General features: G+C 69.3%; 13 protein-coding genes. All 13 read left to right on the forward strand.

Annotated features, from left to right (window positions below; genetic code table 11):
* Positions 1 to 1,521, forward strand: a complete 1,521-nt coding sequence (locus ACLJK8_RS09115) for an ABC transporter ATP-binding protein (RefSeq protein WP_413149884.1) — start codon at positions 1 to 3, stop codon at positions 1,519 to 1,521.
* Positions 1,508 to 2,596: an ABC transporter permease gene (locus ACLJK8_RS09120; protein ID WP_413149885.1), complete on the forward strand. Its 1,089-nt coding sequence runs from the start codon at positions 1,508 to 1,510 to the stop codon at positions 2,594 to 2,596. Before ACLJK8_RS09115 ends, ACLJK8_RS09120 begins: the two co-directional genes overlap by 14 nt.
* Positions 2,593 to 3,525, forward strand: a complete 933-nt coding sequence (locus ACLJK8_RS09125) for an ABC transporter permease (RefSeq protein ID WP_413149937.1) — start codon at positions 2,593 to 2,595, stop codon at positions 3,523 to 3,525. The genes ACLJK8_RS09120 and ACLJK8_RS09125 overlap by 4 nt, the downstream gene beginning before the upstream one ends.
* A gap of 41 nt (positions 3,526 to 3,566) precedes the next feature.
* Positions 3,567 to 4,655 carry a BMP family ABC transporter substrate-binding protein gene (locus ACLJK8_RS09130; RefSeq protein ID WP_413149887.1) on the forward strand — a complete coding sequence of 363 codons (1,089 nt, stop codon included), beginning with the start codon at positions 3,567 to 3,569 and terminating at the stop codon, positions 4,653 to 4,655.
* Between the two features lie 69 nt (positions 4,656 to 4,724).
* Positions 4,725 to 5,309 (forward strand): ANTAR domain-containing response regulator, encoded by a 585-nt coding sequence (locus tag ACLJK8_RS09135; protein ID WP_413149888.1) that lies wholly within the window; start codon positions 4,725 to 4,727, stop codon positions 5,307 to 5,309.
* Positions 5,306 to 6,469, forward strand: a complete 1,164-nt coding sequence (locus tag ACLJK8_RS09140; protein WP_413149889.1) for a CmpA/NrtA family ABC transporter substrate-binding protein — start codon at positions 5,306 to 5,308, stop codon at positions 6,467 to 6,469. The genes ACLJK8_RS09135 and ACLJK8_RS09140 overlap by 4 nt, the downstream gene beginning before the upstream one ends.
* Before the next feature lie 327 nt (positions 6,470 to 6,796).
* Positions 6,797 to 8,170, forward strand: coding sequence for a CmpA/NrtA family ABC transporter substrate-binding protein (locus ACLJK8_RS09145; protein WP_413149890.1), 1,374 nt, complete (start codon positions 6,797 to 6,799; stop codon positions 8,168 to 8,170).
* An 11-nt stretch (positions 8,171 to 8,181) separates the two neighbouring features.
* Positions 8,182 to 9,249 carry an ABC transporter permease gene (locus ACLJK8_RS09150; RefSeq protein ID WP_413149891.1) on the forward strand — a complete coding sequence of 356 codons (1,068 nt, stop codon included), beginning with the start codon at positions 8,182 to 8,184 and terminating at the stop codon, positions 9,247 to 9,249.
* Positions 9,250 to 9,254: 5 nt separating this feature from the next.
* Entirely contained in the window at positions 9,255 to 10,907 is a 1,653-nt protein-coding gene (locus ACLJK8_RS09155; protein WP_413149892.1) for an ABC transporter ATP-binding protein, read from the forward strand.
* Positions 10,907 to 11,836 (forward strand): GAF domain-containing protein, encoded by a 930-nt coding sequence (locus ACLJK8_RS09160; RefSeq protein ID WP_413149893.1) that lies wholly within the window; start codon positions 10,907 to 10,909, stop codon positions 11,834 to 11,836. The genes ACLJK8_RS09155 and ACLJK8_RS09160 overlap by 1 nt, the downstream gene beginning before the upstream one ends.
* Before the next feature lie 17 nt (positions 11,837 to 11,853).
* The gene (gene nirB, locus ACLJK8_RS09165; protein WP_413149894.1) at positions 11,854 to 14,298 is read left to right on the forward strand and encodes a nitrite reductase large subunit NirB; all 2,445 of its coding nucleotides are present in this window, start codon (positions 11,854 to 11,856) and stop codon (positions 14,296 to 14,298) included.
* Between the two features lie 190 nt (positions 14,299 to 14,488).
* A complete protein-coding gene (nirD, locus tag ACLJK8_RS09170; RefSeq protein ID WP_413149938.1) occupies positions 14,489 to 14,815 on the forward strand; it encodes a nitrite reductase small subunit NirD in 327 nt (108 codons plus the stop codon).
* Between the two features lie 5 nt (positions 14,816 to 14,820).
* Complete coding sequence (locus ACLJK8_RS09175) at positions 14,821 to 17,430, forward strand: molybdopterin-dependent oxidoreductase (protein ID WP_413149895.1); 2,610 nt, start codon at positions 14,821 to 14,823, stop codon at positions 17,428 to 17,430.
* Positions 17,431 to 17,588: the final 158 nt, after the last annotated feature.

The raw sequence follows: 17,588 nt of genomic DNA on the forward strand, positions 1-17,588 counted from the left end.
ATGACTCCGCTCCTCGAAATCGACGGGCTTTCGAAATCGTATCCGGGCGTGAAGGCGAACGAGGATGTGCGCTTTTCGATCGCTCCCGGCGAGGTTCACGCGCTGCTCGGCGAGAACGGCGCGGGCAAGTCGACGCTCGTCAAGATGATCTACGGGCTGGTGCGGCCCGACAGCGGGACGATGCGCCTCCGGGGTGAGCCCTACGCGCCGCCGAAGCCCTCGGTCGCGCGGGCGACGGGCGTCGCGATGGTGTTCCAGCACTTCTCGCTCTTCGACGCGCTCGACGTGGCGGAGAATGTCGCGCTCGGCATGGAGAACCCGCCGCCGACGCGCGCGCTCGCGGCCCGGATTCGCGAGGTCAGCGAGGAATACGGCCTGCCGCTCGATCCCGGCCGGCTCGTCGGCGATCTCTCGGCGGGGGAGCGGCAGCGGGTCGAGATCGTGCGCTGTCTCCTGCAGGACCCGAAGCTCCTCATCATGGACGAGCCGACCAGCGTGCTGACGCCGCAGGAGGTCGAGATCCTGTTCCGCACGCTGCGTCAGCTGTCCGCCGAGGGCACGGCGATCCTCTACATCAGCCACAAGCTCGAGGAGATCCGCGCGCTCTGCGATGGCGCCACCATCCTGCGTCGGGGCAGGGTGGTCGGAAGCTGCGCGCCCCGCGAGAAGACGGCGCGGGATCTCGCGGAGATGATGGTCGGCCAGACGCTGACCCCGCCCGCCAGGACCGGGCGGGCTCTCGGGCCGGTCGCGCTCGAAGTCTCGAGGCTCACGCTCGGCTCGCCCAATCCCTTCGGCGTCGGCCTCCGCGATGTGAGTTTCGCCGTGCGCGAGGGCGAGATCCTCGGCATCGCGGGTGTCGCGGGCAACGGCCAGGACGAGCTCCTGCTCGCGCTCTCGGGCGAGTTGCGCGCGCCGCCCGAGGCGATCCGGATCGGGGGCAGGGGCGTGGGCGGGCTCGGTCCGGCGGAGCGGCGGCGGCTCGGCCTCGTCGCGGCGCCGGAGGAACGGCTTGGCCACGCGGCGGCGCCCGACATGACGCTGACGGAGAACGCGCTGCTCTCGGCGGCGGCGCGTCGCGGCCTGATGGCGCGCGGGTTGATCGACTGGAAGAAGACGCGGGACTTCGCCGCCGAGGTGATCGCGAAATACGACGTGCGTACGCCGGGGACGGAGGTCGCCGCCCGCGCGCTCTCGGGCGGCAACCTGCAGAAGTTCGTGATCGGGCGGGAGCTTCTGCAGGAGCCGAAGGTGGTCGTCGTGAACCAGCCGACCTGGGGCGTCGACGCGGCGGCGGCGGCGGCGATCCGTCAGGCGCTGCTCGACCGCGCGGCGGCGGGCGCGGCGGTGGTGGTGATCAGCCAGGATCTCGACGAACTGCTGGAAGTCGCCGACCGCTTCGCCGCGCTCAACGGCGGCCGGATGACGGCGCCCCGGCCGACGGAGGGGCTCAGCGTGGACGAGATCGGCCTGATGATGGGCGGCGCCCACGGGATGGAGGTCGCCCATGCTCACGCTTGAGAAGCGGCCCTCGCCCTCGCGCGCCTGGACGATCGCGACGCCGATCCTCGCCGTGCTGCTCACCATGATCGCCGGAGGCATCATGTTCGCGCTGCTCGGCAAGAACCCGGTCGAGGCGATCCGCACCATCTTCTGGTCGCCGCTCTTCGACCCGAATGTCGCAAGCTACTCGCGGCCGCAGCTTCTGGTGAAGGCCGGGCCGCTCATCCTGATCGCGGTCGGGCTCTCGCTCGGCTTCCGCGCCGGGGTCTGGAACATCGGCGCCGAGGGGCAGTACATCATGGGCGCGATCTGCGGCGCCGCCGCCGGGCTCGCGCTCTATCCGATGGAGGCGCGCTGGCTCATCTTTCCGCTCATGGTGCTCGCGGGCGCGCTCGGCGGGTTTCTCTGGGCGATGATCCCGGCGATCCTCCGGACGAACTTCCGCACCAACGAGATCCTCGTCTCGCTGCTCCTCGTCTATGTCGCGCAGTCGCTGCTCGCCTCGATGGCGCTCGGCGCGCTCCGCAACCCCGAAGGCGGCGGTTTTCCCGGTTCGCGCAACCTGAGCCAGTGGCCGTCCTCGGCGAACGGGGAACTCATCGCGGGCACCGGGCTGCACTGGGGCGTCGTCGCCGCGGTCGTCGCGGTCGTCGCGGCGGAATTCCTGCTCCGGCGGCACAAGCTCGGCTTCAACATCCGCCTCTCCGGGGCGGCGCCGAGGGCGGCGCGCTTCGCGGGGGTGAACCCGGATCGGCTCGTGATCCTCTGCATGGGGATCTCGGGCGCGCTCGCGGGACTCGCCGGTCTCTTCGAGGTCACCGGACCCTCGGGGCAGATCAGCATCGACTTCGCCTCGGGATACGGGTTCACCGCGATCATCGTGGCCTTCCTCGGGCGGCTGAGCCCGGTCGGCATCCTCTTCGCCGGGCTCCTGATGGCGCTCACCTATATCGGGGGCGAACTCGCGCAGTTCATGCTCGGCCTGCCTTCGGCGGCGATCCAGGCGTTCCAGGGGATGCTGCTCTTCTTCCTGCTCGGCGTCGACGTGCTCTCGAACTACCGCGTCCGTTTCGCGACGAAAGGAGCCGCCTGATGCTCGGGGGGATCAATCCGGCGATCCTGATCGCCTCGCTCATGGTCGCGGCCGTGCCGATCATGTTCGCGGCGATCGGCGAGCTCGTGGCGGAGAAGGCGGGCGTCCTGAACCTCGGCGTCGAGGGGATGATGATCATCGGCGCGATCTGCGGCCTCGTCGCCGCGGTCCAGAGTGGCAGTCCGCTCCTCGGCTTCCTCGCGGCGGCGCTGGCGGGGGCGGCGCTCTCGCTCGTCTTCGCGGTGCTGACCCAGGTCTTTCTCGCCAACCAGGTCGCGACCGGGCTCGCGCTCACGCTCTTCGGACTGGGGCTCTCCTCGCTGATCGGCCAGGGCTATGTCGGGGTGAAGCCGCCACCGACGCCGCGGCTCGACATACCCCTGCTCTCCGACATTCCGGGGCTCGGGCCGATGCTCTTTCGCCACGACATCTGGGTCTATCTCTCGATCGCCGCGGTCGCGGCGGTCTGGGCCGCGCTGCGGTATTCACGACCCGGCCTCGTCCTGCGCGCGGTGGGCGAGAACCACGACGCGGCGCATGCGCTCGGCTACAGGGTCACGCGCGTCCGCTTCCTCGCGATCCTCTTCGGCGGCGCGATGGCGGGGCTGGGCGGCGCCTACCTCAGCCTCGTGCGCGTGCCGCAATGGGCGGACGGGATCACCGCCGGCGCCGGCTGGATCGCGCTCGCGATCGTGGTCTTCGCAAGCTGGAAGCCCTGGCGGGTCCTGATCGGCGCCTATCTCTTCGGCGGCATCTCGGTCCTGCAGTTGAACCTGCAGGCGGCGGGCGCGCGTATCCCGGTCGAGTATCTCGCCATGTCGCCCTATGTCATCACGATCATCGTGCTCGTCTTCATATCCGCCGGACGAGGCGGGCGGGGCGCGAACGCCCCCGCGGCGCTCGGCCGCAATTTCCACGCCGCGCGCTGAGCCCCGCGGCCGTCCATCCCTTGAACCATGGAGCCATTGACATGAAACGCGGAAACCTTCTCGCCAGCGCGGCGCTCGGTCTTGGCCTCGGGCTGGCGCTCGGCACATCGGCCTTCGCCCTCGACAAGGTGAAGGCCTGCTTCGTCTATGTCGGCCCGATCGGCGACGGCGGCTGGACCTTCCAGCACGATCAGGGCCGGCTCGATCTGGAGGCGGAGTTCGGCGACAGGGTCGAGACCGCCTATCAGGAGAGCGTGCCCGAGGGCGCGGATTCCGAGCGGGTGATGACGCAGATGGCGCTCTCGGGCTGCAACATCATCTTCGCCACCTCCTTCGGCTACATGGACCCGATCAACAATGTGGCGAAGAAGTTCCCCAACGTGATGTTCGAACACGCGACCGGCTACAAGCGCGACAGCCCGAACCTCTCGACCTATGACGCGCGCTTCTACGAGGGCCGGGCGGTGATGGGCACGATCGGCGGGCTCATGACCAAGTCGAACAAGATCGGCTATATCGGCTCCTTCCCGATCCCCGAGGTCATTCAGGGCATCAATTCGAGCTTCCTCGCCGCGAGGAAGGTCAACCCGGACATCACGTTCTCGGTGGTCTGGGCCTATACCTGGTTCGATCCGGCGAAGGAGGCGGACGCCGCCAAGGCGCTGATCGAGCAGGGGGTGGACGTGATCCTGCAGCACACCGACTCGACCGCGCCGCTCGCGGAAGCGGCGAAGACCGAGGGGATCATCGGCTTCGGCCAGGCCTCCGACATGGCGGAATACAAGCCGAGCCCGCGGGTCTCCTCGATCATCGACAACTGGGGTCCGTACTACATCAAGCGCGTCGGCGAGCTGCTCGACGACAGCTACGCGCAGAACGCGACCTGGGCCGGGATCGCCGAGGGCGAGGTGAAGATCGGCGAGATCACCGAGACCGTCCCCGCCGAGGTCAAGGCCAGGGCCGAGGGGGTGCGCGACGCGATCGCGGCGGGGACGCTGCACCCGTTCACCGGGCCGATCAACAAGCAGGACGGCTCCGCCTGGCTCGCCGAGGGCGAGACGCCGGAGGACGGGGTGCTCGCCGGGATGAACTTCTACGTCGAAGGCATCGAAGGCGTGATCCCGCAATGACGCGCTGACGCGCGGCCCTGGCGGCGTGGGTCTTGCGAAGCGCCCTCGCCGCGGTGCAACATGCGGGCCATGACCGAGAGGCTCTCCATCGCCGTCGTCGAACAGGATCATGACCGCGCGCTCATGATCGTCGATGGATTGCGCGATGCCGGCGACTACGACATCACGGTGATCGGCGACGTGATCGGCCTCGCGCGCCGGCTCCGCGCACTGGCGCCGGATGTGGTGCTGATCGATCTCGAAAGCCCCGACCGCGACGTGCTCGATGCGCTGACCCTCGCCTCGAGCCCGAGCGACCGGCCGGTGGCGATGTTCGTCGACCGCTCCGACGCCGGCGTGATGCGCGCGGCGATCGAGGCCGGGGTCAGCGCCTATGTCGTCGATGGCCTCAGCCGCGAGCGGATCAAGCCGGTACTGGAGGCGGCGATCGCGCGCTTCCACGTCGTGGCGCGGCTCCGCGCCGAGTTGGAGGCGACGAAGGCCGCGCTCGAGGAGCGCAAGACCGTGGACCGCGCCAAGGGCATGCTGATGAAGGCCAAGGGTCTCGGCGAGGAGGAGGCCTACGCGCTTCTCCGCAAGACGGCGATGGCGCAGGGCCGCAAGGTGGTCGATGTGGCGCGCGCGCTGATCACCGCCGCGGACCTGCTCAGATGACCCGGCGGATCGACTGCGGATACGTGCCGCTCGTCGATGCCGCGCCGCTCGTCATCGCGGCGGAGATCGGCTTCGCGGCGGAGGAGGGCCTCGACCTGCGGCTGCGCCGCGAACTCTCCTGGGCGGCGTTGCGCGACCGGCTGATCTGGGGCGCCTATGACGCGGCGCATATGCTGGCGCCGGTGATCGTCGCGCAAAGCGGCGGGATCGGAGCCGGCGACGAGCCGCTCGACGCGCTGATGCTGCTCTCGGTCAATGGCGAGGTCATCGGCGCGAGCCCCGCGCTCGCTCGGGAGATCCGGGCGCGGGCGGATGATTTTCTCGACGCGGCCGCGACGGGGCAGGCGCTTCGCGCCGCGGCCGCCGGGCGGCGGCTCAGGGTCGGAGTGCCGTTCCCCTATTCGACGCATGCGCTGATCGTCACCTACTGGCTCAGCGGCGTTGGCATGGCCGGCGAGGTCGAACTCACAACCGTGCCGCCGCCCCGGATGGCCAAGGCGATGGCGGCGGGCGAGATCGACCTCTTCTGCGTCGGCGAGCCCTGGGGCAGCGTCGCCGTCGAGCGGGGCGCGGCCGAGCTCATCCTGCCCGGCGCCGCGATCTGGCGCTTCGCGCCCGAGAAGGCGCTGGCGATGCCGAGGGCCAGTGTGGAAGCGCGGCCGGAGACGGCGGAGGCGCTGATGCGCGCGGTCTGGCGCGCGGCGCGCTGGCTCGACGAGTCCTCGAACACGGCGACGGCGGCGGGCATTCTCGGCCGCGCGGACTATCTCGACATGCACCCCGACCTGCTGGAACGCGCCCTGACCGGTCGGCTTGCGATCAACCCGGCCGGCGACGAGCGCCTCGCGCCCAGGTTCATCGAGTTCTTCGCAGCCGCGGCGAACTTCCCCTGGCGCAGCCAGGGGCTCTGGATCGCGGAGGCGCTGGCGAAGCTCGGCGGTGCCGACCGCGGGCGCCTCCGCGCCGCGGCCCGCGCATCCTTCCGGACCGACCTGTTCCGCCGCGCACTGGGGCCCATCGGCGCGGATCTTCCCGGCGCTTCCGAGAAGGTCGAGGGTGCCATGGGGGTCCCGACGGCGGTCGCCTCGACGCTCGGCAAGCTGGTCCTTGGCCCCGACCGCTTCTTCGACGGCGTGATCTTCGACCCCGCCGACGACTGAATCCGGGCGGAATCCGGGTCGGACGGCGCGCTTTTGCGCAGTGCGATGCCCTCGGCGGCCCCGGAACTGCCCGTCTATTGTGCAACTGCGAAAAAAGCGCATCCCATGCTCACGCGGCGCTTGCGCGGCACTCGCGATTCGCGCTAGCAAAACGTTATCGGCTCACCGACGGGCCGGGCATCACGAGATTCAGCGCCAAAGACGGCGCCCAGGCAAAGCCGCCTGACCTTCGCACCCGCGGGGCTGCGAACTGGTCGGCGGCTTCTTTCGTTTCGCCGGATTCCGGGGTCGTTCCGGGATCCTAGTCAGGATCATGACAGGGTAGCCATGCGCAATATCCTCACGGGCATCCCCACGGGTACCGCCCTCACTCTCATCGCGTGTTTCGCAGCCCAGGCCGATCCTCTGCCGGTCGAAAAGGACGAACTCACGCTCGGTTTCATCAAGCTCACCGACATGGCGCCGCTCGCCATCGCCTACGAGAAGCATTTCTTCGAAGATGAGGGGCTCTATGTCCGCCTCGAGGCGCAGGCCAACTGGAAGGTACTGCTGAACCGGGTGATCTCCGGCGAACTCGACGGCGCGCACATGCTGGCGGGCCAGCCGCTGGCCGCGACGGTCGGCTATGGCACCAAGGCGCATATCGTCACGCCGTTCTCGATGGACCTGAACGGCAATGCGATCACCGTTTCCAACGCCGTCTGGGACGCGATGGCGCCGCTGGTTCCGCGCGGGCCGGACGGCAAGCCGGAGCATCCGATCTCGGCGGCCGCGCTCCGCCCGGCGATCGACGCGGCGCACGAACGTGGCAGCCCGTTCAACATGGGCATGGTCTTCCCGGTCTCGACGCACAACTACGAACTGCGCTACTGGCTCGCCGCCGGCGGGCTCAACCCGGGCTTCTACGGCAAGAGCGATGCGAAGGGGCAGATCGCCGCCGATGTGCTGCTCTCGGTGACGCCGCCGCCGCAGATGCCGGCGACGCTCGAAGCCGGCACGATCGCCGGCTATTCGGTGGGCGAGCCCTGGAACCAGGCGGCGGTCTTCAAGAAGATCGGGCTTCCGGTCGTCACCGACGAGCAGATCTTCGAGAAGAACCCCGAGAAGGTCTTCGGGCTGACGGCGGAATTCGTCGAGCGGAACCCCAACACCACGCTCGCGCTCACCAAGGCGCTGATCCGCGCCGTCGAATGGCTCGATGCCGACAATGGCGCCAACAGGGCCGAGGCGGTGGAGATCCTCTCGCATTCCTCGTACGTCGGCGCCGACGCGGAGGTCATCGCCAATTCGATGACCGGCACTTTCGCCTTCGGCGCGGACGACGTGCGCCCGGCGCCGGATTTCAACATCTTCTTCCGCGACTTCGCGAGCTACCCCTACTACTCCGACGCGGTCTGGACGCTGACCCAGATGCGCCGCTGGGGGCAGATCGCCGAGGAAAAGCCCGACGCCTGGTACGACGAGACCGCCAAATCCGTCTACAAGCCCGCGATCTACGAGGAGGCCGCACGGCTCCTGATCGAGGAAGGCCGCGCCAAGGCGGAGGATTTCCCCTTCGGCAGTGATGGCTACAAGGCCCCGACGAGCGCCTTCATCGACGGCGTCGAATACGACGGCCGCGCGCCGAACGACTACCTCACGAAATTTCCGATCGGGTTGAAGGGCGGGCAGACCGTCACCAGCGCCGGCGTGCAGGGTTGATGGAGGCCCGGATGACACTCGCTCTCGACACCAATCCCGAGGCCGATGCCCGCCGCGCCCGCCGCGTCGCCCGCGCCTCCCGCGCCGCCGACGTGCTGGAAACGCTCGGCCTCGCCTTCCTCGCGCCGCTGGTGAAGGCCGTCGCCGGCGACGATCCGGCGGGCAATCTGAAGAGCTTCGCGCGCCTGCTCGGCATCCCGCTGATCGCGATCGCGCTCTTCCTTTTCGCCTGGGGTCAGTTGGCGCCGCGCGTGCAGACTTCGCTCGGGGCGCTGCCGGGACCGGGCGCGGTCTGGGAGCAGGCGGTGGCCTTGCACGAGGACTACCGCGTCGATCAGCAGAAGGAGGCGGACTTCTTCGCCCGGCAGGAGGTACGCAACGCCGAGCTCGCCGCGCAGGGCCAGCCGGTCCGGCTCCACGCATATACCGGCGCGCCGACCTTCTACGACCAGATCTGGACCTCGATCCAGACCGTGCTCTTCGGCTTCGCCATCGCGACGCTGGTGGCGGTCCCCGTGGGCATCCTCTGCGGGCTCAGCCCCACGGTGAACCTCGGGCTGACGCCGCTCATCCAGATCTTCAAGCCGGTCTCGCCGCTCGCCTGGCTGCCGATCGTGACCATGGTGGTCTCGGCGCTCTACACGACGACGAGCGGCGGCATGTCGAAGAGCTTCCTCGTCTCGGCGATCACCGTGACGCTCTGCTCGCTTTGGCCCACGCTCATCAATACCGGAGTGGGCGTCGCCTCGATCGACAAGGATCTCGTGAATGTCGGCCGGGTGCTGAAGCTCTCGACCTGGACCAAGATCACCAAGCTGGTGCTGCCCTCGGCGCTGCCGCTCATCTTCACCGGGCTCCGGCTCTCGCTCGGGGTCGGCTGGATGGTGCTGATCGCCGCCGAGATGCTGGCGCAGAATCCGGGCCTCGGAAAGTTCGTCTGGGACGAGTTCCAGAACGGCAGTTCCAACAGCCTCGCCCGGATCATGGTCGCGGTGCTCACGATCGGCATCATCGGCTTCCTCCTCGACCGGATCATGTTCGCGATCCAGTCGGCGGTCTCCACCACCACCAAGCGGTGAGCACCATGCCCATTCTCGAACTCGCAAACGTCAGCAAGGGCCATGGGGGACACCCGGTCCTGAAGGACATCTCCCTCTCGATCGAACCCGGCCAGTTCGTCGCCGTCCTCGGCTTCTCCGGCACCGGCAAGACCACGCTCGTCAACCTCGTCGCGGGGCTCACCGCGCCCGACAGCGGTTTCGTGACCTTTAAGGGCGCCCCCGTCACCCAGCCGAGCCCGGAGCGCGCGCTGGTCTTCCAGTCCTACGCGCTGATGCCGTGGCTCTCGGTCACCGACAACATCCGCCTCGCGGTGGACGCGGTGCACAAGGGCGGGAAGGCCGAACGGGCCGCGCTGGTCGATCGTTACGTGGCGATGGTGGGTCTCTCGCATGCCCGCGACCGCAAGCCTTCCGAGCTTTCGGGCGGCATGCGCCAGCGCGTCGCGGTGGCGAGGGCGCTCGCCATGGAGCCGGAGATGCTGCTCATGGACGAGCCGCTCTCCGCGCTCGACGCGCTCACGCGCGCCAATCTCGCCGACGAGATCGAGCGGATCTGGGAGGCGGAGCGCCGCACGGTCCTCATGATCACCAACGACGTGGACGAGGCGCTGATCCTCGCGGACCGCGTGCTGGTCCTGAACCCGGACGGCACGCTGGGGCCGGATGTGAAGGTCACGCTGCCCCGGCCACGCGACCGGATGAGCCTCAACGACAATCCGGTCTTCAAGTCGCTCCGCGCCGAGATCACCCAGTACCTCATGGAAGTCGGGATCGCCGCGAAGGCGCCCTCGGTGCGCCAGCTTCCCGTGGTCACCCCGCGCCACGCGCTGCCCTCGGCCTATGCCAAGGCGGCGCCGAAGCCGATGATCGGCGACGACCGCTATCTCCATTTCTCGCAGCTCTACAAGACCTATGCGACGCCGAAGGGGCCGCTCACCGTGGTGAAGGACTACAACCTCACCATGAAGCGGGGCGAGTTCGTCTCGGTGATCGGGCATTCCGGCTGCGGCAAGTCCACCGTGCTGACCATGGCCGCCGGCCTCAACGGCATCTCGTCCGGCGCCATCGTGCTCGACGGCACCCACGTCCAGGGCGCCGACCCGGAGCGCGCCGTGGTGTTCCAGAGCCCGAACCTGATGCCCTGGCTGACCGCCAAGGAGAACGTCGCCATCGGCGCCCACCGGGTCTATCCGAAGGCGACCCGCGCCGAACGGCAGGAGGTGGTGGAATACTATCTCGAAAAGGTCGGGCTCGGCGATGCGATGGACCGTCTCGCCGCCGACATGTCGAACGGCATGCGTCAGCGCGTCGGCATCGCCCGCGCCTTCGCGCTCTCGCCGAAGCTCCTGCTGCTCGACGAGCCCTTCGGCATGCTCGACAGCCTGACCCGCTGGGAACTGCAGGAAGTGCTGATGGAGGTCTGGTCGCAGACGCGCGTCACCGCGATCTGCGTGACTCACGATGTGGACGAGGCGATCCTGCTCTCCGAGCGGGTGGTGATGATGACCAACGGCCCGGAAGCCACCATCGGCCGGATCGTGGACGTGGACCTGCCGCGCCCGCGCACCCGCAAGGCGCTGGTCGAGCATTCCGACTACTACCGCTACCGCGCCTCGGTGCTCGAATTCCTCGAGGAATACGAGCATGGCGCCCATCCGAAGAAAGAGGTGGCGTGATGATGACGCTCGAACGCGCGACCTTCATCCAGGCCGCCGAGGTCTGGGTTCCCGATCCGGCGGGCGAATATCTCGTCCGGGCCGAGGGAAGCTGCGGCGCGCATGATGCCTTCGCGGGCCTGAGCGGCGAGCACGGTTTCGCGCGCGGCGAGGGGCTGCCCGGCCGCGCCTGGTCGGAAGCGCGCCCGATCGTGCTGACCGATCTCGCCGACCCGCGCTTCTTCCGCGCCGAGGCGGCGCGCGGCGCTGGGCTCGTGGCCGCCGTCGCGCTACCGGTCTTCTGCGGGGCGGCGCTCCGCGGCGTCCTCGTGCTCTTCCGGGGCGAAGGCGCGGGCGCGGTCGAGGTCTGGCACGCCCAAGCCGGGCCGGACTCGGTCATGACGCTCGACACCGGCTCCTACGGTCCGGCGGAGGCGTTCCGCGAGATCTCCGAACGCACGACCTTCGAACGCGGCAAGGGCCTGCCCGGTGGCGTCTGGGGCGCGCGCGCGCCGATGCTGATGCGCGACCTGAGCTCCGGCTCGGGATTCCTGCGCGCCGAGAGCGCCGCCCGGGCCGGGCTTTCGACCGGCCTCGGCATCCCGGCGCCTTCGCCCGCCGCCGGCGATTTCGTCGTGACGCTGCTTTCGGCGCGCGAGACGCCGATCGCCCGGCGCTTCGAGATCTGGGACGTGAAACCCGGCCGGGGCGGCCAGAAGGGCAGTGCGACGCTCGCCGACGGGCTCTGCGATGTCGAGGGCCCGCTCTGGACGCGCGAACGCCGGATCGAGGCCTGGCAGGGCCCGGTCGGCCGCGCGCTCGCGACCGGCACGCCCGTCGCCGAGGCCAGCCCCGCCGCCCTGCCCGCCGGCACCCGCTACGCGGGCGTCGTCGCGCTCCCCATCCACCAGCATGGCGAGGTGACGCGCGTCGTCGCCTGGTTCTACTGACAGCCGAGGGAAATCACATGACGCGCAAACTCGTCGTCGTCGGTGCCGGCATGGCCTCGGGCCGTGCGCTGGAGCACCTGTTCGAAACCGATCCGGACGCCTATGAGGTCACGCTCTTCAACGGTGAGCCCAGGGGCAACTACAACCGCCTGATGCTCTCGCCCGTGCTCTCGGGCGAGAAGAGTTACGAGGAGATCGTCACCCACGACGACGCCTGGTACGCGGCGAACAAGGTCGAGACACGCTTCGGCGAGTCCATCACCAGGATCGACCGCGAGCGCAAGGTCGTCGTCTCGAAGGGCGGCGAGACGCCCTATGACAAGCTCCTGCTCGCCACCGGCTCCTACCCGTTCATCCTGCCTCTGCCCGGCAACGATCTCGAAGGCGTCATCGCCTTCCGCGACATCGACGATGTGGAAAGGATGCTCACGGTCGCCGAGATGCCACAGGCGAAGGCGGTGGTGATCGGCGGCGGCCTGCTCGGCCTCGAAGCCGCCGCCGGCCTCCGGCTGCGCGGCATGGAGGTCGTGGTCCTCCATGTCATGGGCCATCTGATGGAGCGCCAGCTCGATCCCTCGGCCGGCTACCTGCTCGGCAAGGATCTGGAGCGCCGCGGCATCAAGGTCCACTGCAAGGCCCAGACCAAGGCGATCCTCGGCAACAACCGCGTCGAGGCCGTGCTGCTCGAGGATGGAACCGTCTACGACGCCGATATCGTCGTGATGGCCGTCGGCATCCGGCCCGAGACCCGGCTCGCCCGCGACGCCGCGATAGAGATCGAGCGCGGCATCACCGTCGACGACGCGATGCGCACCTCGGACCCGGACATTCTTGCGATCGGTGAATGCGTCGAGCACCGGGGCATGCTCTACGGTCTCGTGGCGCCGCTCTACGATCAGGCGAAGGTCGCCGCCCGGACGCTGCTGGACGACGAGGCGGCCTTCGTGCCGGTCGAACTTTCGACCAAGCTCAAGGTCACCGGCTGCGACCTCTTCTCGGCGGGCGATTTCGGCGAGGGCGAGGACCGCGAGGAGATCGTGTTCCGCGACGCCGCCCGCGGCGTCTACAAGCGCCTCGTCCTCAAGGACAATGCGATCATCGGCGCGGTCATGTACGGCGACACCGCCGACGGATCGTGGTTCCTCTCCAAGATCAAGGGCAAGGAGGATATCGCCGCCGGCCGCGACACGCTGATCTTCGGCCCCGCCTATGCCGGGGGGGCCGCGCTGGACCCTATGGCGGCCGTTGCAGCCTTGCCCGATGAGGCGGAGATCTGCGGTTGCAACGGCGTCTGCAAGGGGAAGATCGTAGAGGCCATCACCGGGGGCGGGCTCTCCACCCTCGACGAGGTGCGCGCCAGCACGAAGGCAAGCTCCTCCTGCGGCCAGTGCACCGGGCTCGTGGAGCAGGTGCTGGCCTCGACGCTCGGCGACGGTTTCGTCCTGCCGACGGCGAAGCCGATGTGCAAATGCACCGAGCTCACGCATGAGGATGTGCGCCGGCTCATCAAGTCGAAGGAACTGAAGTCGATGCCCGCCGTCTGGCAGGAACTCGGCTGGAAGACCTCCTGCGGCTGCCCCTCCTGCCGCCCGGCGCTGAACTTCTACCTGATCGCCGACTGGCCGGACGACTATGTGGACGACGCGCAGTCGCGGTTCATCAACGAACGTGCCCATGCCAACATCCAGAAGGACGGCACCTTCTCGGTGGTGCCGAGGATGTGGGGCGGCGTCACCACGCCGGGCGAATTGCGCGCCATCGCCGACGCGGCCGAGAAATACAACGTGCCGATGGTCAAGGTCACCGGCGGCCAGCGCCTCGACCTGCTGGGCGTGAAGAAGGAGGACCTGCCCGAGATGTGGGCGGATCTCAACGCCGCCGGCCTCGTCTCGGGCCATGCCTATACCAAGGGCCTGCGTACGGTGAAGACCTGCGTCGGCACCGACTTCTGCCGCTTCGGCACGCAGGATTCGACCGGCCTCGGCATCCGCCTCGAAAAGCGGCTCTGGGGTTCCTGGACGCCGCACAAGGTCAAGATGGCGGTCTCTGGCTGCCCGCGAAACTGCGCCGAGGCGACCTGCAAGGACGTCGGCATCGTCTGCACCGACGCGGGATACAACATCGGCGTCGGCGGCGCGGCGGGGCTCGACCTCAAGCAGACCGAGGTGATCGCGACCGCGAAGACCGAGGAGGAAGCGATGGATATCACCGTCGCCTTCGTCCAGCTCTACCGCGAGCACGCGAAATATCTCGACCGGCCCTACCGCTGGATCGAGAAGGTCGGGCTCGACTGGATCAAGGCCCGCGTGGTCGACGACCTGCAGAGCCGGATGGCGCTCGTCACCCGCTTCGACCACAGCCAGACGATTTACCAGCGCGACCCCTGGGCCGACCGCGTCGAGGGCGAGGGCAGGCGGGAGTTCGAACCGCTGGCCGATCTGACGATCAGGGCGGCCGAATGAACCCGCGGCCCCATGACCCCCGGCGTGCCGAGGGTCTTCATACGGCCTTGAAACCTGGAGAGCAGTCGTTTCGCGCCAACAGGCGCGGAACCAGCCAAACAGACTCGCGCGCACCCGCGCGCCCCGCCTGGCCGGCAAAGGCCGGCCCGCGCCCTCGGGCGCGCGTGCTCCGGAGGTGAACATGAACGCGATGATCCAAGGTTGGCTCGACATCGGCGCCCTGACCGACATTCCGGTCCGCGGCGGACGCGTGGTGAAAACCCCGCGCGGCTGCCTCGCGGTCTTCCGCGCGGCGGATGACAGCGTCTTCGCGATCGATGACCGCTGCCCGCACAAGGGCGGTCCGCTCTCGGACGGGATCGTGCACGGCTACAAGGTGACCTGCCCGCTGCACAGCCTGGTGATCTCGCTGGAGACCGGCTCCGCGCAAGGCGCCGACGAAGGCCAGGTCCGCACCCATCAGGTGCGCGTGGAGGCTGGCCGCATCCTGCTCGACCCCGCCGCGCTCCGGAGTTGAGAGAGATGCGCGCCGCCCCAATCCGCACCACCTGCCCCTATTGCGGCGTCGGCTGCGGCGTCCTTGCGACCCCGGACGGCGCGGGCGGTGTCGCCATCACCGGCGACGCGGAGCATCCGGCGAATTTCGGACGGCTCTGCTCGAAGGGATCGGCGCTCGGTCAGACGGTCGGGCTCGAAGGGCGGCTGCTCACCCCCCGCATCGGTGGCGAGGCCGCCGGCTGGGACGCGGCGCTCAACCTCGTCGCCGCCCGCATCCGGTCGGCGATCGAGACGCGGGGGCCGGAGAGCGTCGCGATCTACGGCTCCGGCCAGATGCTGACCGAGGACTACTACGTCGCCAACAAGCTCATGAAGGGCTTCATTGGCGCGGCGAATATCGACACCAATTCGCGGCTCTGCATGGCCTCCTCCGTCGCGGGCCACCGCCGGGCCTTCGGCACCGACACCGTGCCCGGCACCTACGAGGATCTGGAGGAAGCCGATCTGGTGGTCCTCGTCGGCTCGAATCTCGCCTGGTGCCATCCAGTCCTTTACCAGCGCCTCGCCGCCGCCAAGGCCGCGCGGCCGGGGATGAAGGTCGTCACCGTCGATCCGCGGCGCACCGCGACCACCGATCTCGCCGACCTTCATCTCGCGCTCCGCGCCGATACCGATGTGGCGCTCTTCAACGCGCTGCTCGCGGAGATCGCCCGGCGAGGCGCGGCCGACGCCGCCTATCTCGACGCGCATGTCACTGGCCTCGACGTCGCGCTCGAATCCGCGAGCGCCACCGATCCGGCGATGACCGGGCTCGCGCCGGAGGATCTCGCGCGCTTTCTCGACCTCTGGATCGGCACCAAGCGCGTCGTCACCGTCTACAGCCAGGGCGTGAACCAGTCGCAGGCGGGAACCGACAAGGTCAATGCGATCATCAACTGCCACCTCGCCACGGGCCGGATCGGCCGCCCCGGCATGGGACCGTTCTCCGTCACCGGCCAGCCCAATGCGATGGGCGGGCGCGAGGTCGGCGGGCTCGCCAACATGCTGGCCGCGCATCTCGATATCGAGAACCCCACGCACCGCTTCCTCGTCGGCCAGTTCTGGAACGCGACGAGGCTCGCGACGAAGCCGGGGCTGAAGGCGGTTGATCTCTTCCGCGCCTGCGGCCGGGGCGAGATCGAGGTGCTCTGGGTCATTGGCACCAACCCTGTCGTCTCGATGCCCGAGGCCGACGCGGTCGCCGAGGCGCTCGGCAAGGTGCCGCTCGTCGTCGTCTCGGACATGTTCCCGACGACCGACACCGCGCGCCGCGCGGATGTGCTGCTTCCCGCGCTGGGCTGGGGCGAGAAATCCGGCACCGTCACCAATTCCGAACGCCGGGTCTCGCGGCAGCGCGCCTTCCTCCCCGCGCCCGGCGAGGCGCGGCCGGACTGGTGGGCGCTCGCCGAGGTCGGCCGCCGCCTCGGCCATGCGGAAGCCTTCGCCTACGAGAGCCCGGCGGAGATCTTCCGCGAATATGCCGCGCTCTCGGCGCTGGCCGCCGCCGAGGGCCGCGATTTCGACATCTCGGCGCTGATCGACGCCGACTACGACACGATGGCGCCCGCGCAATGGCCGGTGGGGGGCGAAGCGCGGTTCTTCGCCGAAGGCGGCTTCTTCACCCCCGACCGCAAGGGGCGGATGATCGCCGTCACGCAAGCCACGCCGGAAACGCGGGCGCCACGGTTCCCGCTCACGCTCAACACCGGCCGCGTGCGCGACCAGTGGCACACGATGACCCGGACCGGCCGCGCGCCGCGCCTCGGCCAGCATGTCTCGGAGCCCTTCGCAGAGATCCATCCGGCCGACGCGGGCCTGCGCGGCATCGGTCCCGCCGATCTTGTCGAACTCACGAGCCCGCATGGCCGCGCCATCGTCCGCGCGCTCGTGACCGACCGCGTGCAACCGGGCGACATCTTCGTGCCGATGCACTGGTCGGGCGAATTCGCCGCCCGGGCCCGCGTCGACGCGCTGGTGCCCGCGCGGGTCGATCCGCATTCGGGACAGCCCGCCTCGAAGATGGGGCGCGTCGAGATCCGGCGCCTCGATGCCGCCTGGTACGGTTTCGCCGTCTCCCGCAGTCGGCCTGAGCCCGCGACGGACTACTGGGCCATCGCTCCGACCGCCTTCGGCTGGCGCGCGGAACTCGCGGGCCTCGCGGCGCCCGAGGACTGGGCCGCCGAGACCCGGCGCATCTTCGGAACCCCCGACGCCAAGATCGTGTCCTTCGAGGATCGCGCGCGCGGCACGGCGCGGATCGCGCTCGTCGAGAAGGGCAGGGTGGTCGCCGCGCTCTTCGTCGCGCCCGAGCCGGTCGAGGTCGCCCGCGCCCATGTCGTCGAAGCCTTCGAGACCGAGGACCCGCCCCGGCTCCTCGCCGGCCGCCCCGGCGCCGCGCAGGAGGACAAGGGCGCCATCGTCTGCGTCTGCTACGGCGTCGGCGTCAACACGATCACCGGTGCGATCGCGCGTGGCGAGGTGGTCTGCGTCGAAACCATAGGGGCCGCGCTCAAGGCCGGCTCCAACTGCGGCTCCTGCCGCCCCGAACTCAAATCCCTCCTTGCCACCCATGCGCCGCGCGTCGCGGCCGAATAGCAGCGGAGACCTTCCGATGTCCTATGTCGCTCCCAAGGATTTCGTCACCAGGATGGTCGACGCCGGCGAGGCGAAGATCTTCATGTCCACCCGCGACACGCTGATCCGGGCCTGACGCTCTACATGACCCACAGCCGCGCCGCTCCCCGGATCGACGC

Source organism: Amaricoccus sp. W119, assembly GCF_047275745.1.
Lineage (GTDB): Bacteria > Pseudomonadota > Alphaproteobacteria > Rhodobacterales > Rhodobacteraceae > Amaricoccus.